Source organism: Actinophytocola sp. (assembly GCF_049647105.1).
Lineage (GTDB): Bacteria > Actinomycetota > Actinomycetes > Mycobacteriales > Pseudonocardiaceae > Actinophytocola.
Genome location: NZ_JBARWZ010000296.1, coordinates 22,225 through 40,807 on the forward strand (window position 1 = coordinate 22,225; position 18,583 = coordinate 40,807).

Sequence of the window (18,583 nt, forward strand, 5' to 3'; positions counted from 1 at the left end):
AATATCCTAGCCACGCTTCAGCGCGCCTACATTGAGCCATCAGAGTGGTCCTTAAATCACTCGATCGGGTCACTGTCGTACTCAACCGAATAGCTTCTATCGTTGGCCCTTCCCAAATCGGCGAGGAGGGACCATGTCCGTCCCCCTGGCGCCGGGCAGAGTTCCCCTGCTCGGCCACACCCTGTCAATGCCGCGCAGGTGGCAGGAGTTCACCACCCGGCTCGTGCACGAATTGCTGATCACAAAAGGCTCGTCATTCAAAAGAGGTGCGTTGTTCGACAAACTCCTACCGTTCTTCGGTAGCGGCCTGGCCACGTCGAACGGTGCGTTCCACCGGCGCCGGATGGCGGGCTACGGCGAGAACATGGCGCACGCGGCGGCTGGCCTCACCGCGAGGACCCGGGTTGGCGGTCGTTCCTCGTGAGGCGGTCGCGTTTCCACCAGTTGGGCACCGTCGCCCTGCTCGTCGCCGGGGTGTGTCTCGCGCCCGGCGCGGCGAACGCGACGCAGACCACCACGTGCGATGACGTGTTCGTGCCGGTGCGGACCGGCATGGCGATGCAGTCGATGTACGGCAGGCTGTGCGTGCCACGAGGCGCCACGACCATTCAGGTGCTGGTGCCCGGCGGCACGTACACCAGCGCGTACTGGGACATCGGCTACGCCCCGGCGACCCGGTCGTACCGGCTGGCCATGAACAGGGCCGGGATCGCCACTGTCGCCGTCGACCGGCTCGGCGGCGGGCGCAGCTCCAGGCCCGTGAGCGGGTTGGTCAGTACGCGTACGCAGGCCTCGGCGGTGCACGCGGTGATCCAGTCGCTGCGACCGCGGTTCGGCAAGGTGGTGCTCGTCGGCCACTCGATCGGCTCGGCGTCGGTCATGACCGAGGCGGCCACGTACCGCGACGTCGACGGCGTGGTGATCACCGGGCTCACCCACCATGTCAACCTCCTCGGTGCCCTGCCCGTGTTCACCACCCTGATCCCGGCCGGGCTCGACGCCCGGTTCAGGAGGTACGGCCTCGACGGCGGCTACCTGACGACCAGACCCGGTACGCGGTACTCGTCCTTCCACACCCCGGGCGCGACGGAGCCGGGCGCGATCGCCTTCGACGAGGCCACCAAGGATGTCGTCACGCTGTCGGAAACCTTGGACACCGTGCTGATCAGCACCCTCATCCCGGTGACGCGAAGGATCACCGTGCCGGTCATGCTCGTCATGGGCGGCGGCGACGCGAACTTCTGCGGCCCGCCGCTCGGTGCGGACTGCTCGTCGAACGAGGCGTTGCGGCGATGGGAGGCGCCGTACTACGCGCCCTCGGCACGGCTGCGCACCCACGTCGTCCCCGGCTACGGGCACTCGCTGAACTTCTCCGCACGCGCACCGGAGTACCACAGGGCGATCATCGCGTGGTCCAAGGAAAACAGGCTTGGGTGAGCCTGGTGCCCCGGCATCTCTTGTGAGCTATGTGTGGGTATTTGGCGTTCCGCTGGTCAATCAGGTGGGGTAGGTGGTGGTTTCGGTGGCCTTGACGCTCGCCCACAACGGGGTGCCGGGGCTGAGGTGGAGTTCGGCGACGGTGGCGGGGGTGACGTCGGCGAGTACCGGCGGCGTGCCGTCGAGCCGGACCCGGACGGTGTGGGCGTGCTGTTCGAGGTGCGCGACGGTGACCGGCCAGCTGTTGCGGGGACTTCCGGTGGGTGGCTCGGGGTGCAGGCTGACCGCGGTCGGGGGGAACGCAACATGGACCGGGCCAGTGGCCGGTTCGGCGACGGTCAGCTCACCGCCGCCGGAGCCGTGGTCGAGGAGGACGACGGTGCCCTCCGCGACACCCCGGTAGAGGTTGAGGCCGACGAGCTGGGCGACGTAGTCGGTGCGGGGCTGCCGTGCGACCTGCGCGGGTGGTCCCTGCTGGACGATCGCGCCGTGCTCGATGATCACCAGGTGGTCGGCGAGGACCATGGCGTCGAGCGCGTCGTGGGTGACCATCAGGGTGTGGCCGGGGTAGTCGGCGAGGTGGCGGCCGAGCTCGGCGCGGATGTGCACGCGGGTGCCGGCGTCGAGCGCGGCGAGTGGTTCGTCGAGCAGCAGCAGGTGCGGGTCGGTGGCCAGCGCCCTGGCGAGCGCGACGCGCTGGGCCTGTCCCCCGGACAGCGCACGGGGCCGGGTGTGCGCGTGGCCGGTGAGCTCGACCTTGTCCAGCCAAGCCCGGGCGGTGTCGCGGGCGGCGGCACGGGCCGTGCCGCGCGCGCGGAGCCCGAACGCGACGTTGTCGAGGGCGCTCATGTGGTTGAACAGCAGGTAGTCCTGGAAGACGACGCCGACGGGCCTGCGTTCGGCCGGGACGAACACGTCGGGTGGCCGGTCCCAGAGCTCGTCGTCGAGTCGGATGACACCGTCGGTGAGCGGCACCAGGCCGGCGAGAGCACGCAGGGCGGTGGTCTTGCCCGCGCCGTTGGGGCCGAGCAGGGCGACGACCTGGCCTGGTTCGAGGGTGAGGTGGGCAGCGAGCCGGAACCCGGAGTCGCGGGCCACGACGAGGTCCGCGTGGAGTGTCATCGGGTCGTCATCGCGTCATGCCGGGGTGGAGATCCACCGGTCGCGAAGGCTGACCAGGACGGTGACGGACAGGACGAGCAGGACGATGGACAGGACGATGGCCGCGCCGGGGTCGGTCTCCAGGGCCAGGTAGACGGCGAGCGGCATCGTGGTGGTCTTGCCGGGGAAGTTGCCCGCGAAGGTGATCGTCGCGCCGAACTCGCCGAGTGCGCGGGCCCAGCACAGCACCGTGCCGGCCACCACTCCCGGCGCGATCGCGGGCAGGGTGACCCGGCGGAAGGTAAGCCAGCGGGACGCGCCGAGCGTGGCGGCGGCCTCCTCGTAGCGCGGGTCGGCGCCACGCAGGGCCCCTTCGACGGCGATGACCAGGAACGGCATGGCCACGAACGCCTCGGCGATGACGACGCCCGCGGTGGTGAACGGCAGCGAGATGCCGAACCATGCCTCGAGGTACTGGCCGATGACTCCCCTCCTGCCCAGCACCAGCAGCAACGCCACCCCGCCCACTACGGGTGGCAGCACCAGCGGCACGGTGACCAGTGCACGCAGCACACCGCGCCCCGGCAGGTCGCTTCGCGCCAGGAGCCACGCCAACGGGACGCCGAGCACGAGGCAGACGAGCGTGGCCACGCTGGCGCAGACCACCGACAGGAGCAGTGCCTGGCCGACCGCTTCGCTGAACAGCTGATCGGCCAGGGTCGGCCACGGCGCGCGCACCAGCAGCCCGGCAAGCGGCACGACCAGGAACGCCAGGCCGAGCAACGCGGGCAGGACGAGGATGAGCGGGAGCCGCCCGCGCCGCCTGACCCTGCGCCTGCTCACGGTGGGTGTCACGGCGGACCGAATCCGGCCTCGGTGAGCACGGCCCTGCCATCGTCGGACAGGACGTAGTCGACGAAGGCCCTGGCGCCGTCCGGGTTGGGCGCCGCCGCGCACACGGCGATGGGGTACTCGTTGACGGCCTTGTCCGCCTCGGGGAACTCGATGCCATCGACCCTGTCGCCCGCGGCCTCGACGTCGGTCCTGTACACCAGCGCGGCGTCGACCTCGCCGAGGGAAACCTTGGACAGCACGGCCTTCACGTCCTGTTCGAGGGTGTCCGGCGCGGCCGTGATGCCGGCCGCGTCGAACACCTTCACCGACGCCGCGCCACAGGGCACCTGCTCGGCGCACAACGCGATCTTCAGCTCCGCCTTGGCGAAGTCGGCCAGGCCGGTGATTCCCGCCGGGTTCCCGGCCGGGACCGCGATCTCCAGGGTGTTCGTGACGAAGGTGACCGGGCTCGCGGTGACCGAACCGGTGTCGGTCACCTGCGTCATGTTCTTCGGCGCCGCCGAGGCGAACACGTCGGCCGGTGCGCCATCGTTGAGCTGCTGGGCCAGCGCGGAGCTGCCCGCGAAGTTGAACGTGACCGACACACCCGGGTTGGCCGCCTCGAAGTCCTCGCCGAGCTTCGTGAACGACTCCGTCAGCGACGCGGCGGCGAACACCGTGACGTCCCCGGTGATCTCGGACGACGGGCCATCGCCCCCCGCGTCTTCGGACCCGCACCCGGCCAGGGCCATGGCAGCGGCCGCCACCAGGGCAACGGTACGCAGGGTGCGGGTCATTCACGCCTCCGGTATCTCGACGACGACATGAGTGGACTTGATCGAGGCGACAGCCACGCTGCCGACCTCCAGACCGAGTTCGTCGGCGGCTTCGCGACTCATCAGCGACACGATCCGGAACGGCCCGGCCTGCATCTCGACCTGCGCCATCACCACGTCCTTGACCACGCGGGTGACGATCCCCTTCATCTGGTTGCGCGCCGACCTGGCGACCGTGACGCCTGCGTCCGGCGCCTCGGCCTGCCGCTGCAGGAACGTGGCGAGCTCGTGCCCTTCGATGGCCTTGCGGTTGTTGTCCCCCTGCACGACCGGCAACCGCCCAAGGTCGATCCAGCGGCGGACGGTGTCATCGCTGACACCCAGCAGGTCCGCCACCTCGCTGATCCGCAGCTTCGGCATAATGAGGAGTATAGTCACGCAAACGCGGTCATCGGTATGTCGATACGGCTAAAACACGTATCAGTCCGTTGCCGGGAGCACCACGTGGTCCGCGCGGATGACCACGAGCTCCTCGTGGTGCTGGTCCTCGGTGAGCATCCCGTGGTCGCGCAGGACAGGCGCACGCTTCCGCATCACCGGTCCGAGGGCTTCGTCCGCCCGTGCGACGACAGACGCCTTGAGCCCACCTTCACGAAGCCGGTGCAGCGTCGTATCCACTCCGGACAGTGCGGAGTGGACGATCAGGAGCGTGCCGGATGGTGCCAGCAAACGCGGTGCGTCCGCACACAACCGGTCGAGCACCGCCCTTCCGTCGAAGCCGGCATCCCAGGCCCTGCTCGGCCCCCGGGAAGGAACCGCCGGTTCGCCAGGCACATACGGCGGATTCGCGAGGATGAGGTCGAACCGGCGCCCGGCAAGACGGTCGAAGGCGTCGCCGCGCTCCACCCGGACACGGATTCCGCGCACCGCGGTGTTGAACCGCGTCGCCAACACGGCGCGGCGGGACACGTCCACGGCGGTCTGTGTTCTCGGCCTGTTGCGCGCGGCCAGGATCGAGAGCGCACCCGAACCGCAGCCGAGGTCCAGGATGTCGGCACCCGGCCGGATACCGGCCTGGCCCAACGCCCTGGCCAGCAGCCAGGTATCCCCTTGCGGGCGATAGACGCCGCACGGTCGAAACAACCACATGCCCACTACCTCCGCGAAGGACCGATGGGACCCCGAGGACTGACGTGGGACCTACCGTGCTCGTGTCGAGCGCCGGCTGTTTGACGCTGAGCCGTGGTTACCACCGGGATGGCACGCCAAACGCCACCGCCCGTCCACGAAGGACCGACTCTGAGTAGCCATGCCGAGTCGCAGTCCGTTCACGTGACGACCAAAGGCAGTTTCGGCTCGATGTCGCGGCCAGGTCCTCGGCGGGCGCACCCGGCACCGGCTCGAATCGGGGCATCGGCACACGGCCACGCAGGAACATTCCGGAACGGTCCGCCCCATGCCCTTCTGACGTCTCGGGGCTCAGTCGGTCAGTTCTGGTTGCCGTAGGACTGTTCGCACGGGTAGCCGTCGCGATCCGCGTCCCAAGTAGCCGGAAAGCCCTCATCCGCCCACGACAGGAGGGCGAATTCGTAGGAATAACCGTTCGCTTTCAACCACTGACACGGTGTCTGAGCCAGTTTCGGCCGCACCGGCGCTGGTTCCGGCACGGTCACGGTCACCGGCGGGGTGACGAACACGGTCACAGGCGGCGGGACCGTCGTTGTCGGTGGCGGGATGCCCGCTTCGGATGTCGTTACGGGAACTGCGGATCCGGGCACGGATGCCGGTTGTGCACATGCGGCAAGCCCCAGGACGGCCATGCCGGTGAACGTGGCAGCGACGGCAACGGTGAGAACAGCCATGAAACTTCCTGACCAGGTGGGCCGGCAACCAATCGCGCCGGCACTGAGTTCGGACTTACAGGGGCGATCGTCAATTCGTCAAAGCCGCCTACCCGTAGCGTCGCTATCACCAGGACACGCGTTACCGAGCACATTTTGTATGTCCCTTGTACGACAGTGGGGCAGCCTGGCGCCGGTACGGACCACGTCCTGGAAGGCGATCACATGTCCGAACCACGCTCACGCCCGATGCTGTCCCGCCGCTCGATCCTGCGTGCCGGAGGTGGGTGCGCGGCGACGGCCGCGCTCCTTGGCACCGGCGGCCTGCTCGCCGGGCCCGCGGCGGCCACGGTGCCGACCTCCCAGTACTTCGACATCACCAAGCCGTCCTACGACCTGTTCCGCAGCAAGATGCTGCACGAGTCGCACCACGCGATGCAGGGGTTCGCGTTCGACAACGTGAACCACCGGCTGTTCATCGCGCAGATCCAGAACGGCTCCTCCGGCGACGACCTGTGCGTCAACCAGGTCGACTTCTCCGGCAACCGGATCGGTTCGATGCACCTTCCTGGTGCGGGTCATGGCGTCTCCATCGGGGTCGAGGCGGTCGGTACCGACTCGTACATCTGGATGGAGTGCGACTCGAACAGCACGGGGGACGACGGCCGGGGCACGGCGCTCGCCCGCTTCAAGTTCGTGAACGGCGGGACGCCGTCGGTGCGGAAGTTCCTGACCGGCAGCAAGACGATCACCTGTGCGACCGACCCGGTCCACAAGCGGATCGCGGTGCGCCGCAACGAAGGCGGCCGGCTGCACTACAGCGTCTACTCACTGGCCGCGGCCGCGGCGGGCGACTTCAGCGCCCCACTGGCGCACTTCCCGCAACCCGCGCTGAGCGGCTCCTCCGTGACGTTCCAGGGCTACACCATCTACGGGAACCACCTGTACACACTGGACGGCACCGGGCACGCGGATCCCGCCGACATCAACTCGTACGTGACCCGCATCGACATGAACACCGGCACCGTCAAGAGTCGTTTCCTGACCAAGGCAGGCAAATCGCTGATCTACCGCGAGCCGGAGGGCATGGCGGTCTACCGCACCTCGGGTGGCGAGACGCGGCTGTTCCTCGGCTTCGCCTCCCGGAGCAGCATGTCGAGCGCCGACAGGTACGCGAACATCTTCTACAAGAACGTCCTCGTGGGGTGACGTACGGCCACTGACCAGCACTGCCGCGACCCTTCAGAGCGCGTACGCTGACAATGGACTCCCCAAAGCCTCTCCGGTGACCGCCCGGCTGTTGCGGCGGTTCGAACGGATCACCATCACTGGAGGTGCACGGTGAGGTTCAGTCCAACGTCCCGCGAGAGTGTCGCCGACCCCTTCGCACTGAGTTCGGACCAGCGGAACAGGGCCGCGCGGGTGGTGGCTTCGGCGTCGACCGACGCCACGGACTGCGCCATGCTGCTCTCCGCGCTCGGGCTCCACCCGGATTCTGGAAAGCCGCCGGGAGGTCGAACTACACCGGATCAGAGATCGGCGCCTCGCTGACCGCCGCCACCGGCCGGCGCCGGGTCTGGGCCACCGGCTGCCCGTAGCCCAGCCGCAACACGGTCTGCGGGTGGTCCCGGCCGCCGATCAGTTGTCGCAGCGCACTTCGGGTGTAGGGCACCTCCATGGGCTGGGACAGGAACGACGCGCTCAGACCGGCGGCGGTGGCGGTGAGCAGCACGTGCTGCAGCGCCTGACCGGCACGCACCTGGTCACGGACGGTGTCATCGGCGCTCGCCAGGACGGCCACCAGCGGATCCTGCTCGAACGAACGCTCCACCGTGGTCTCGTCGCTGTGATAGCGACGGAGCGCCAGCAGGTTGCCGCCGAGCGGCCGTGGACCGCCCGCCCAGGGAGGCACGCCGTCGTCGCGGTCCCCCCGATCGTCCGTCCACTTGCGAAGCTCCACCTGGTAGGCCGGGTCGTCCTCCTGCAGATGGTCGGCGCGACGCAGCAGCACGGCGAGCGCGCCCAGCCTGCGCGGATCGTCGAGCAGGACCAGCCGGCAGCCCTCGGACCGGGCGGACCGGACCAGCTCCGACCGGTCCTGTGCGGTCACGGCTCGTTGCGCGAACGGCCGCCGGTTGGTGACCCTGCGGTCGATCACCGCGGCCAGCGCGTGCAACTCGGGGGCCGCCACCCGTTCACCGGAGATCCGGACACTGGCGAGGAAGTCGGGGCGACCGGCGTCCGGCACCAGATCGACCACGGCGCCCCGCCCGCCGTCGCGCAGCGCCAGCCACAGGTTGAACAGGGCGGCGCCGCAGGAAAGCCGTGCTTCGCGCGAGTCGTGGTCGGCCACTGCAAGGACCCGTGTCCGGTCGAGGTGGACCTCCACGTGGTTCGGCCCGGCCACGAACCGCCACGGTTGGGTGTTGTGCACCGACGGCGCCCTGGTCGCCGCGCGCAACGCGGCCTCGATCACCGGGGGCACGGTGGCGTGGATGGTTGCCATGGCGTCACTCCAAGGGTTCGCCCGGGTCAGACACGGAGCCTGCGCGGATACGGGTTCGCCGGTTCTCTGGCCGCGAGCCGTACCCGCGCGGCGAGCACCAGGCAGCCGTCATGTCGCACGACCACGAGGTTGAGATCCACCTCGGCCACCTCTGGCAGCGTGGCGGCGAGGCCAGTAAGGCTCGCACCCCGTCGGACCTGCCGTCACCGTCATCGCATGCCTCTCGATCGTCTGTCCCCAGCCTCATCGCGGACGGCCGTGCGCGGGCGTGCCGGATGGCGAAACCGTGGCGCCAATTCGTTTATCCCAAAAGGCGCATCACACTATTAACGATAACCATTCACCCGTTCGATGCGGGTGCCATTTACGAAGAGTTGTGATGTTGAATTGCGGCGCGGAAAACAATGATACGGCCTGGAGGTTGGCGAGACATGGTGAAAGGTCTTCAAGCGCGCAGGGCGCTCGGCGGGGCCGGGTTGGTGGCCACGGCGCTGCTGGTGCTGGCGACGCCGGCCTCGGCCGCGCCGGTCGCGAACTACGGGGCGTTGCAGGCGGCGTTCACCAACCCGTCGAGCGTTTCCGGCCTGGCGACCCTCACCGCCGACATCTCCCAGGGTGTGGCGACCGGTCTCACGCTGACCGCCGGTGGCACGCTCGCCGTCGATCTCAACGGCAACGACCTGACGACGGGTGGCATCGTCCTGGCCGCCGGTTCGGCGCTCACCGTCACCGACAGCACCGGCACGCCCGGTCGGCTGACCGTGGCGGCCACGACCGTCGCGGGTATCAACACCACCGGCGCGACGCTGATCATCGAGGGCCAAGCGCAGGTCGACGCCAGAACCACGGGACCGGCCGCGGCCGGGATCGGCGGTCTGCGGACGGCCGGCGGCACGGTCGTGATTCGCGGCGACGCGACCGTGTTCGCCTTGGGGGGCCAGTTCAGCTCGGCGATCGGTGGTGGCGACAGCGGAACCGGTGGTGACATCACCATCGGCGGCAACGCCATCGTGACCGCGAACGCCGACGACGGCGCGGGCATCGGTGGCGGCGACTATTCCGATGGCGGCACCACCCGCATCACCGGCAATGCCAATGTCACCGCGACCAGCGATTCCGGTGCGGGTATCGGTGGTGGCTACTACGGCGGCAGCGGCGGCACCGTCACCATCGACGGCAACGCCACAGTGACGGCCACGAGCACCGGCCGGGGCGCGGGCATCGGCGGCGGCCAGGCCAACACCACGAACACGCCCTCGGTCGGCGGCAACGGCGGCACCGTCACCGTCGGGGGAACCGCGAAGGTGACCGCGACCGGTGCCTACTACGGGGCGGGCATCGGCGGCGGCCTACGCGGTTCGGGTGGCTCGCTCACCATCGACGGCGGCGTCGTCACCGCGATCAACGGGGCGCAGTCGTCGACCTCCTCGGTCGGACCAGGCGCGCTGGGCACCTCGTTCGGCACGCTCGCCGTCGACGCACCCGGCGTCCTGGTGATCCCGGCCCCGGCCGCGCTCCGCGTGCCTCCGGCGGGGACCGTCACCGGTGACGGCTACCTGCGAGGCGGTGACACCCCGGGCATCGTCGGCAACAACGGGGCGATCCAGCTGCCGACGGCCAACGTGGACTGGGCAACACTGGGCGTGCTCCCGAACAACTTCCTGGTCACCTTCGACGCCAACGGTGGCGACATCGCCACGGTCGCCCGCGCCGCGAGCACGGAGGTACGGGTGTTCGCGACCTCGTTCGCCGCCGGCGCACGGCCCCTGCCCCCCGAACCGACCCGCGCCCGGCACACCTTCCTCGAATGGAACACCAGCCCCGACGGCACCGGCGAGGCGGTCGACATCGGCCAGGACACGGCGCTGTCCAGCGACCTCACCCTCTACGCGCAGTGGGCCGTCGTCGGTACGCCGCCGACTGACCCGCCTGGTGAGAGCCCAGGCGGTGGGGAGCCGGGCGGTGAGAACCCGGGCGGTGCGGAGCCGCCATCCGACGGGGACGCGTCCACGGACGTCGACGCGCTGGCCGGGACCGGCGCGAGCCGCCTCTTGGAACCCGTGTCGGCAGGCATCCTGCTGATCGTCGCGGGCGTGACCTCCTTCGTCGTGACGCGGCGCCGACATCGTCGACCGACCGCCGGTCACTGATCGGAGACGCGCACGGGATGCCCCGCCACCGGAAGGTGACGGGGCATCCGTGCATCCACGGACAAGAACTTTCGCATTCGGACCACACGCGGGTGCCGCGCCACCTACAGTTTCGCCTCAACCATCGACAGAAGGGAACCGTCATGGCTGACCTCCCACGCCGCCGGATGCGCTCCGCGAGCGTCGCCATCGGCGTGACCGCGGCCGTCGCGGCGGCGCTGAGCGGGTGCTCGGCGACCGAGGACTACAACACCGTGTGCGTCGACGAGGACACCTACGAGCGGGTCGACGACTACGAGTGCGACGACGACGACAACTACGGCAGCGGCGGCGGCTACATCTGGTACTACCTCGGCAGCAGCAGGCGGGTCCCGTCCGTTGGCAGCCGCGTCTCCGGCGGGAGCACCACCGCGCCCAGCGGTTCGTCAGGGCGCAGCGGAAGTTCGTCCTCCGACTCCGGCGGCTCGTCATCCAAGTCCGGCAGCTCGTCGACCGACTACGGCGGCTTCGGCGGCAGCAGCGGCGGCGTCTCCAGCTGAGCCGTCCCACCCTCCCCATCCATCCCCGCATCCTGAGAAAGCATCCGAATGAACAACCTGCCTGTCGCCCTGATGCACGCCGTCGTCTACGCGGCCACTGCCGGGGTGCTGCTCGTCGCCGCGTACTACGTCCTGGACCTGATCACGCCCGGCCACCTCGGCAGGCAGCTTCGCGGTGGGTCCGGCGAGGACGGTGATGGCGCGGCGCCGTCCCAGTCCGCCGGGCTCGTCGCCGCCGCCTGGATGGTCTCCAACGCTCTGGTGCTGTTCACCGCGATCTGGACGAACGGCCAGACCGACCTCGGCACCGCGCTGGTGTGGACCTTGGCCTTCGGCGCCCTCGGCATCGTGCTGAACATCCTGATGTTCTTCGCCGTCGAGGCGCTGACCCCCGGCAGCCTGCGTGAGATCGTGTGCGTCCCCGGCCCGGTGCGCCCGCTGGCCATGCTCGCCGCCGCCGCCTCGCTCTCAGTGGCCGCGATCGTCTGCGCGAGCATCGCCTGATGCGCCGCCACCTCGCCGACCCGCGCCCGGGGTGGGAGCGGATCGTCACCGAGCAGGGCCTGATCTTCCCGGTCACGCCGATGCCCGACGGCACGACGGTTCCGTACTGGAACGAGTTGGCGTGGTACGAGTTCTCGATGACCGAGGTGTTCGTCCTCGAGGCGGCGACCGAGGAACTGTGGGCGATGTGCCTCGACGCGGCCGGGTACCTGGCCGCCACCGCGACCGACAAGAGGCTGGGCCTGCCCGCCGGGTCTCTGGACCTGATCCGGGAGTCCATCCGGCGCGGTGACCAGGCCGTCTACGCGCGGTTCGACCTCGCTCCCACCGGGACGGATCTCGCGACCGGCAGCCCCGTGCGGATGCTGGAGATCAACGGCGACACCCCGACCGGCCTGGTGGAGACCGGGGTCGCGCAGTGGCGCTGGGTCGAGGAGGTCATGCCAGGCACCGACCAGTGGAACAGCGTGCACGACCGGCTCGTGCGGCGGTGGCGCGACCTCGCCACGTCCGGCGCGCTCGACGGCGACCGGGTGCACTTCCTGTACCTGCACCCCGATCTCGCCGACGACGCCGGCGAGATGGAGATGACCGTCCACTACATGCTGGACTGCGCTCTGCAGGCCGGGCTCCGGCCGGTCGCGCAGCCCATCGACGACGTCGGCTGGGACCGGGACCGCTCGGCGTTCGTGGACCGCGCGGGCAACGAGATCCGCAACGCCTTCAAGCTGTACCCGTGGGAGACCATGCTCGGCGAGCGGTTCGGGCGGATGCTGCTCGACCGTGCGGAGGTCCGCCCGGTGAACTGGTTCGAGCCCGCGTGGAAGGCGCTGCTGTCCACCAAGGCGATCCTGCCGGTGCTGTGGGAACGCAACCCCGGGCACCCGCTGCTGCTCCCCGCGTACTTCGACGGGCCAGGCGAGTTGACCGAGTGGGTCGCGAAACCGTTGCACGGCAGGGAAGGCGACAACATCCGCATCCACCGGTCCGACCAGCGGGAGATCGAGATGCCCGGCGACTACGGCGCCGAGGGCTGGGTCTACCAGGCGTACACCCCGCTGCCGGTGCTCGACGGCAACCACGTGGTGCTCGGCTCCTGGATCGTCGACGGCGAGGCCGCAGGCATGCTGGTGCGCGAGTCGGACGGACCGGTCACCGACTACTTCAGCAGGGTCGTGCCGCACGCGATCAGCGACGCCGCCAGCCCGGACGCGGAGCAGACGCGGGAATGGCTCGTCGAGCGCACCACGCAGCCTCGGGTGCCGGTCCTGCCCGGCGGCTGACCAACACCGGGACACCGGGCCAGACCCAGCGGCAACAATCACCGTCCAGCGAGGTTGATTCCTCAACAGCTGACCGCGGCCCGAAGACACGCTGGGTCCACATTCGACTGTCCTAATCTAACCCTTATGGGTGCACTTCATTGCTCCAATTGCCCCGGGTCACTGTTTGGCAATACGGTCGGGGACCAGTCCGTCGACACAGCGCCAAGACCCCGCCTGCGTCCCGATTCCGCCGATTCCATCGGTTCGGCTGTCTCGCAAAGACATCGCGCAAGTCCGGATACGAGGAATTGATCACGTCTGGGGCGCTGGCGAACCGACCTGGCAGGCAGCGGTGCGTGTACGAGTCCGCCGATCAATGCCCCCAACGGCGCGTGCTCCACGCGGCGCTGCCTGCCTTCCCCGCCTCGCAAGACAGTCGCGGCCGCCACCACCGGCGCTGCCGTCCGCCACTAGCCCAAGGAACGCACGATGAGTGCTTCGACCACCGTTCACCTGACCTCAGAGGCCGAAGCCACCGACTTCACGCACATCCTCGGCGCCGAACTCCGGCAGGCACGCAGACACCGCCGCTGGAGCCGGAGGGAACTTCGCGGACGACTCAAACACCACGTGTCGCTCCCCGCCCTGGCCAGCTACGAACTCGGCACCCGCCAGTGCTCGGTCAACCGGTTCGTCGAGATCTGCGAGGCACTGGAGACCGCCGCACCGGAACTACTCGCCCGCGCGATGCGGAGGCTGGACAGTGCCACGCATGCCGGAGGACTGCACATCGACCTGCGTGCCGTCATCGATGACGACAGCCGCAAGCTCCGCGCCTTCCGGCGCTGGGCCGAGCAACGACTCGCCACCACCATGGGCGGCGACACCGGTGTGCACCTCGCGGCACCCGCGGTGGAACGCCTCGCCGAACTGTGCGGCGTCACCACCTCCGACCTGGTCAACACACTGACCACGCTCGGCGCCGTCCAGTCGACCGCCTCGACCGCCTCGACCGCCTCGACCGCCTCGACCGACTGACGGGCCGGTCCGGCGGAGCACACCGAACCGGCATCACGCTTCCGTGTCGTCAGGTGGTCGTGATGAAGAATCCGGCGACGTCGAAGATCAGGTCGACGTAACCGGCGTTGTTGACGAAGTTCACCGCGTAGTCATCGTGCATGGTTTCGTAGCCGATCCCGACGGTGACCGCGTTGGCCACGGTCTGGCCCCGAACGAGGTTCAGGTTCGACGCGTTCGGTCGGGCACTGCCGCCCGGCCACGCCACCACGTACTGGGCAGCGGTGGCGTTGGTGCCGGTGAGGTTGGCCGCCACCGCGTCAATGTCCTCGCCCCAGCCGGTGAGGGAGATTCCGGCGCTGTCCGGGTGCAGCCCAGAGTGGTCGGGGCGGGTGTCCATCACCCTGAGCGGGAGGGCGGAGACGTAGTCGCTGCCGGATCCGTCGCGGTAGTAGCCGACCACGTCCACGATGAGGTGCACGGTCCCGTTCCCGTTGAACAGGGTCACCGTCCGGCCGGTGTCGAGCGGCACCGTGACCTGGTTCGGCACGGCTTCGCCGGGCCCGAGGTTGAGGCTCGACGCCAGCGGCACCGGCTGGCCCGCCGTGTAGGCCGTTACGAAGGTGTTCGTCGTCGCCTGCACCGCGGTCACGTTGAGGACCACCGCCGAGGGACGGTCCGGCGACGGCAGGTTCAGGTTGACGTTCACCACTCCTCGGGGGCCGACCGGCGCGCGGGATCGGGTGTCCAGCGCCCTGGCAGGAGCCTGGGCGGTGAATCCGGCGCCCTGGTCGGTCGCGTAGAACCCGGCGAGGTCCACGACCAGGTGCGTGCTGCCCGCACGGTTGAAGAGGGTCACGGTCCGGTTCTGGCTCAACGCGACGGTCGCCGCGTTCGCTCGGGTCTGGCCGCGCAGCAGGTTCAGGTTGGACGACTCGGGCAGGGACTCGTCCGAGGAATAGACCGCCACGTACGTGGCGGCGGTCGGTTGGGTCCCGGTCACGTTCAGCACCACCGAGGTCGCGGTGGCGGGTGTCTGCCCCGACAGGTCGACCGTGACCGTGGCACCGTGGCCAACGGGAACTCCGGAGCTCCGCGTGTCCAGCACCCGCCTCGGCGCCACCGGGACGAACCTCGACGCCTCCGCGGCCGCGGTCAGACGCTGCGCCGATTGGCGCTCCTCCGTGACGAGCTGCTCGTTCGAGCGGTTCGGCTCGGCCCCCGCGGTGGTCGCGCAGGCCAGCAGGGCGGCCGCGACGGCCGCCATGACAACAAATCTCTGACTGTTCATCGATACGCCCTTGGTAAATCCGGGATACACGCGACTTCGGTGCATCATCTCGGGTTGCTGGTGTGGCTCCACCGGTGCCAGACGACCGCGTTGGTCGGGCCGTTGAGGTCACCTGACGAGCCGCAGATCGCGCCTTTGTCGTTGATGCCGGTCGCCGCGTTCAGGACGCCTACGGGGTCACCGAGATCGGTGACCTTCCCGGCCGGGTCCCAATGCGCGGCACGGGAGAACGCCCAGGAGCCGGGATGTGACGAGCGATCTGACGAGGTGCCGACGATGGTGCCCGCACGGTTGATCGAGTTCGCCCGGGTCGGGTAGCCGAGGCGGCTGAGTAGGATGCCTCGCCCCTGCTGGTCCCAGCGGATCGGCTGCATGTTCTCCCACTCGCCAACCTGACCGACGACCACGCCATCCTCGTTCATCGCGGTGGGCAGCGCAGGCGGTTGAAGCACGGTGGCACGCCCCAATTGGTCCCACCTGATCGTCATGGCGCCCTGGACGCCGGCGACCGTCTCCGAGTTGTTGATCGCGAGAGCTTGGCTGTTCATGGCGCTGGTCGAGCCACCAAGGACCGAGATCTGCCCCGCGTTGCTCCACTTCACCGCATGGGTGAAGTGCGTGCCAGCGACGACGACGTCGGAGTAGCCGGCCACGGTGCCGCGATCGTTGATGGCGGCGGCGTGGCTGAAGTCACCGCCGGGACGCTTCTGCAGCTCGGTGACCTGGCCCTGCGGGTCCCAGCGGACGGCGTGCACCTGACCGTCGGCGGTGGTCGCGGTACCGACCACGACGCCGGCATTGTTGACGTCCGTGGCGTGCGTCTGCGAACTTCCTGGCGGGTATTGCAGGTCGATACGGTTTCCCTGTGGATCCCACAGCAACGCGGTAGTGAGGGTGCCGCCCTGATCGTAGCGACGGGCGTCACCGATGATGAATCCGCTGTCGGTGACCTCGCGCATGACAGTGTCGACGAGATCGGGTGGGACGGGCAACTCGGTGACCCTGCCCACCGAGTCCCACCGCACCGGAATGAAGTCATTGGTCCCGATCACCACGTAGGAGTTGTTGATGTCAACCGCCCACGTCCATTCGGTACCCGGCAGCCCGCGTAGCACCATCGTTCCCGGTACCGCGTTCGGTGCCGCCCCCGCGGTCGGCGCTACGGCAATCGCCGACACGGTGACGGCTACGACCACCAGGACGAGCTTGCGTCTTCGCATTTCTACCTCCTCGACGTACGGGCCGGCATTCACCGCTGCTCAATCGTCACCAGATCAAAAGGTTCCGTCGGCGCGGAGAAAGCACGACAGCGAATAGCCGCTACCGTTCTCGCCGGTTTGCGATCAGGGTGCGGCTACGACACCATCGACCAGCGGCCAGTCCGCCGTTGTTGAATTGCCCATGCGTCGATTCATGATCGAGCGCATCGGCTTGTGTGTGACCGCAACGCGAACGTCGCCCCACGTCAGCCTGCTCAGGCTCGCCTGAGACCGCGACAGGGTAGCGCTACGAGGGGTAATAACCCGTCGAGCGTTGCAACGAATGATGTCCATCGGCGTTCCCCCAAACGCCACGACGACCGCGTGGTCCCGGCGGCCGGAAGAATAATATCGGCAGCCTATAGGACGAAGGATTTTCACGCAAGCAGCCAGGGCCATTAATTCGGGATGTGGATATTGCAACCTGAACTCCGTTTGGAGCACCCACCACCTGGTCGTCGCGGGCCTGCCCCGGCTAATTACGTTCCTCTCCGCAGGGGTCGCTGTGAAGGAAGTACGCATTCGGGTATTGGACCCGCTGCGTGCGTGACACGGGCACGAAGAGGTCGACCTCAGCCCGCCGCGGCGCCGCTGGTCCGTTCGCGGGACATCACTGGTGTTCTCTCGCACGGTCCGGTACGTCTCGTTAGGAGAGGAATTGGCCAACTGGCAGGAGAAGAAGTGAATCTGTCACGGATGGTTTCCCTGCCAGTGGTGATCGCGGTGGCGTGCGGGCTCGCCGCGCCGGCCACCGCCGACGTCAGGACGGTGCCGCCCTCGGCGGTGATCAGCCGGGACTTCCCCGACCCGGAGGTGCTCCTGGTCGGCGGGACCTACTACGGCTACTCGACGAGCTCCTCCCCCGGCCGCGTGCCGTACGCGACCGCGCCCGCGCCGACCGGGCCCTGGACCATCCGCGGCGATGTGCTGCCGCAGAAGCCGGCCTGGGCGGGCAACGGCGGGTTCTGGGCGCCGGACGTGTCGCGGCGCGCGGACGGCCGGTTCCTCATGTACTTCACCGGCCCGAGCGTCGCGACGGGGCGGATGTGTATCGGCGCCGCGCTCGCGGACGGCCCCGCAGGGCCGTTCGTGCCGACGTCCGGTCAGCCGCTCGTGTGCAACGCGGGGGAAGGCGGCGACATCGACCCGTCGAGCTTCGTCGAAGGAAACGGCGCCCGGTACCTGCTGTACAAGAACGACGGGAACGCGATCGGCCAGCCCACGATCATCTGGCTCCAGCCCACCGCGGCCGATGGCGTGACGTTCACCGGCAACCGGGTGGAGCTGCTGCGCAACAACCGCCCCGAGGACGAGGGCGTGATCGAGGCACCGGTGCTGGTACACCGGCCGTCGCAGTACGTGCTGTTCTACTCCGCGGGCGTGTACACCACCGGCAACTACCACACGAGCTACGCGGTCGCCGGTTCGCTGACCGGCCAGTACACCCGCGCGTACCGGCCCCTGCTCACCACGGCGACGCTGGACGGGGCCGTCAACGGGCCGGGAGGAGCGGACATCGTCGGCGACCGGATCTTCTTCCACGGTCACCTGTCCGGCGGCGGCCGCGGCATGTACACCGCGCCGGTCGGCTGGCCGGGCGACTACCCGGTGGTGCGCGGCAGCCGGGTCCGCTACGAGGTCGAGCGTGGCACGCTGAACCACGCCTACGTCCGCACCGGCGCGGCAGGCGCGTCGCAGGGTGCGGTGGCCGCCGGGATCGACTTCGCCGACAGCTGGGCCGACACGTCGGTGTTCGCACCGGTGGCCGGCAACTACACCGTCCACATCGGATACGCGGCGGGCTACGGCGACGCGCAGCACACGCTCACGGTGAACGGCGGCGCCGCGCAGGTGGTCACCTACCCGAACCGCGGCTGGGACAACTGGACGCAGGTGTCCGCCGAGGTGAACCTGGCGGCCGGGAACAACACCATCCGGCTCCAGTTCCGGAGCCGGTGGGCGGAGCTCGACTACCTCGAGATCGCATGACGTGATCAAACAATGCCGACGGGAGGCGGTTCCGGTCTAGACTCCCCGCCGAGACACGGAGTGGATGGAACGGA

The 18,583-nt window shown here is 69.1% G+C and carries 20 protein-coding genes; 9 read left to right on the forward strand and 11 right to left on the reverse strand.

Annotation, left to right across the window (positions count from 1 at the left end):
- Positions 1 to 133 precede the first annotated feature (133 nt).
- Positions 134 to 424, forward strand: a complete 291-nt coding sequence (locus WBA97_RS36010; RefSeq protein ID WP_424235488.1) for a hypothetical protein — start codon at positions 134 to 136, stop codon at positions 422 to 424.
- A complete protein-coding gene (locus WBA97_RS36015) occupies positions 421 to 1,437 on the forward strand; it encodes an alpha/beta hydrolase (protein WP_424235489.1) in 1,017 nt (338 codons plus the stop codon). Before WBA97_RS36010 ends, WBA97_RS36015 begins: the two co-directional genes overlap by 4 nt.
- 60 nt (positions 1,438 to 1,497) lie before the next feature.
- On the opposite strand, the gene WBA97_RS36020 is transcribed toward WBA97_RS36015, so the two are convergent.
- The 6 genes from WBA97_RS36020 to WBA97_RS36045 all read right to left on the reverse strand — a co-directional run bounded on the left by WBA97_RS36020 (position 1,498) and on the right by WBA97_RS36045 (position 6,010).
- Positions 1,498 to 2,559, reverse strand: coding sequence for an ABC transporter ATP-binding protein (locus tag WBA97_RS36020; RefSeq protein WP_424235490.1), 1,062 nt, complete (start codon positions 2,557 to 2,559; stop codon positions 1,498 to 1,500).
- 15 nt (positions 2,560 to 2,574) lie between these two features.
- Positions 2,575 to 3,393, reverse strand: a complete 819-nt coding sequence (gene modB / locus WBA97_RS36025) for a molybdate ABC transporter permease subunit (protein WP_424235491.1) — start codon at positions 3,391 to 3,393, stop codon at positions 2,575 to 2,577.
- Complete coding sequence (gene modA, locus WBA97_RS36030) at positions 3,390 to 4,169, reverse strand: molybdate ABC transporter substrate-binding protein (protein ID WP_424235492.1); 780 nt, start codon at positions 4,167 to 4,169, stop codon at positions 3,390 to 3,392. The genes modB and modA overlap by 4 nt, the downstream gene beginning before the upstream one ends.
- Positions 4,170 to 4,568, reverse strand: coding sequence for a TOBE domain-containing protein (locus WBA97_RS36035; RefSeq protein WP_424235493.1), 399 nt, complete (start codon positions 4,566 to 4,568; stop codon positions 4,170 to 4,172).
- 60 nt (positions 4,569 to 4,628) lie between these two features.
- Positions 4,629 to 5,297: a HemK2/MTQ2 family protein methyltransferase gene (locus tag WBA97_RS36040; protein ID WP_424235494.1), complete on the reverse strand. Its 669-nt coding sequence runs from the start codon at positions 5,295 to 5,297 to the stop codon at positions 4,629 to 4,631.
- A 338-nt stretch (positions 5,298 to 5,635) separates the two neighbouring features.
- The gene (locus WBA97_RS36045; RefSeq protein ID WP_424235495.1) at positions 5,636 to 6,010 is read right to left on the reverse strand and encodes a hypothetical protein; all 375 of its coding nucleotides are present in this window, start codon (positions 6,008 to 6,010) and stop codon (positions 5,636 to 5,638) included.
- Positions 6,011 to 6,214: 204 nt separating this feature from the next.
- Here WBA97_RS36045 and WBA97_RS36050 point away from each other — a divergent pair, with 204 nt between their 5' ends.
- Positions 6,215 to 7,198, forward strand: coding sequence for a teichoic acid biosynthesis protein C (locus WBA97_RS36050; RefSeq protein WP_424235496.1), 984 nt, complete (start codon positions 6,215 to 6,217; stop codon positions 7,196 to 7,198).
- A gap of 116 nt (positions 7,199 to 7,314) precedes the next feature.
- Here the strand turns inward: WBA97_RS36050 and WBA97_RS36055 are convergent, their stop codons facing one another.
- From WBA97_RS36055 to WBA97_RS36065, 3 genes are read right to left on the reverse strand one after another with little or no spacing between them, the layout of a single operon-like run.
- Positions 7,315 to 7,452, reverse strand: a complete 138-nt coding sequence (locus WBA97_RS36055) for a hypothetical protein (RefSeq protein ID WP_424235497.1) — start codon at positions 7,450 to 7,452, stop codon at positions 7,315 to 7,317.
- 56 nt (positions 7,453 to 7,508) lie between these two features.
- Positions 7,509 to 8,495, reverse strand: a complete 987-nt coding sequence (locus WBA97_RS36060; protein ID WP_424235498.1) for an Acg family FMN-binding oxidoreductase — start codon at positions 8,493 to 8,495, stop codon at positions 7,509 to 7,511.
- Between the two features lie 26 nt (positions 8,496 to 8,521).
- Complete coding sequence (locus tag WBA97_RS36065; RefSeq protein WP_424235499.1) at positions 8,522 to 8,644, reverse strand: hypothetical protein; 123 nt, start codon at positions 8,642 to 8,644, stop codon at positions 8,522 to 8,524.
- A 282-nt stretch (positions 8,645 to 8,926) separates the two neighbouring features.
- Between WBA97_RS36065 and WBA97_RS36070 the strand changes: the two genes are divergently transcribed.
- From WBA97_RS36070 to WBA97_RS36090, 5 genes are all read left to right on the forward strand, one after another.
- Positions 8,927 to 10,645, forward strand: a complete 1,719-nt coding sequence (locus WBA97_RS36070) for an InlB B-repeat-containing protein (protein ID WP_424235500.1) — start codon at positions 8,927 to 8,929, stop codon at positions 10,643 to 10,645.
- Between the two features lie 143 nt (positions 10,646 to 10,788).
- Positions 10,789 to 11,184 carry a hypothetical protein gene (locus WBA97_RS36075; protein ID WP_424235501.1) on the forward strand — a complete coding sequence of 132 codons (396 nt, stop codon included), beginning with the start codon at positions 10,789 to 10,791 and terminating at the stop codon, positions 11,182 to 11,184.
- 48 nt (positions 11,185 to 11,232) lie between these two features.
- Positions 11,233 to 11,688 (forward strand): DUF350 domain-containing protein, encoded by a 456-nt coding sequence (locus WBA97_RS36080; protein ID WP_424235502.1) that lies wholly within the window; start codon positions 11,233 to 11,235, stop codon positions 11,686 to 11,688.
- A complete protein-coding gene (locus tag WBA97_RS36085) occupies positions 11,688 to 12,971 on the forward strand; it encodes a glutathionylspermidine synthase family protein (RefSeq protein ID WP_424235503.1) in 1,284 nt (427 codons plus the stop codon). The genes WBA97_RS36080 and WBA97_RS36085 overlap by 1 nt, the downstream gene beginning before the upstream one ends.
- A 471-nt stretch (positions 12,972 to 13,442) precedes the next feature.
- Positions 13,443 to 13,991, forward strand: a complete 549-nt coding sequence (locus WBA97_RS36090) for a helix-turn-helix domain-containing protein (protein WP_424235504.1) — start codon at positions 13,443 to 13,445, stop codon at positions 13,989 to 13,991.
- A 49-nt stretch (positions 13,992 to 14,040) separates the two neighbouring features.
- Here WBA97_RS36090 and WBA97_RS36095 read toward each other — a convergent pair whose 3' ends face one another.
- Together WBA97_RS36095 and WBA97_RS36100 are read right to left on the reverse strand one after the other, a co-directional pair.
- Positions 14,041 to 15,237: a hypothetical protein gene (locus WBA97_RS36095; protein WP_424235505.1), complete on the reverse strand. Its 1,197-nt coding sequence runs from the start codon at positions 15,235 to 15,237 to the stop codon at positions 14,041 to 14,043.
- Between the two features lie 68 nt (positions 15,238 to 15,305).
- Positions 15,306 to 16,481, reverse strand: coding sequence for a hypothetical protein (locus WBA97_RS36100; protein ID WP_424235506.1), 1,176 nt, complete (start codon positions 16,479 to 16,481; stop codon positions 15,306 to 15,308).
- 735 nt (positions 16,482 to 17,216) lie between these two features.
- Between WBA97_RS36100 and WBA97_RS36105 the strand changes: the two genes are divergently transcribed.
- Positions 17,217 to 18,509 (forward strand): family 43 glycosylhydrolase, encoded by a 1,293-nt coding sequence (locus WBA97_RS36105; protein ID WP_424235507.1) that lies wholly within the window; start codon positions 17,217 to 17,219, stop codon positions 18,507 to 18,509.
- Positions 18,510 to 18,583 lie beyond the last annotated feature (74 nt).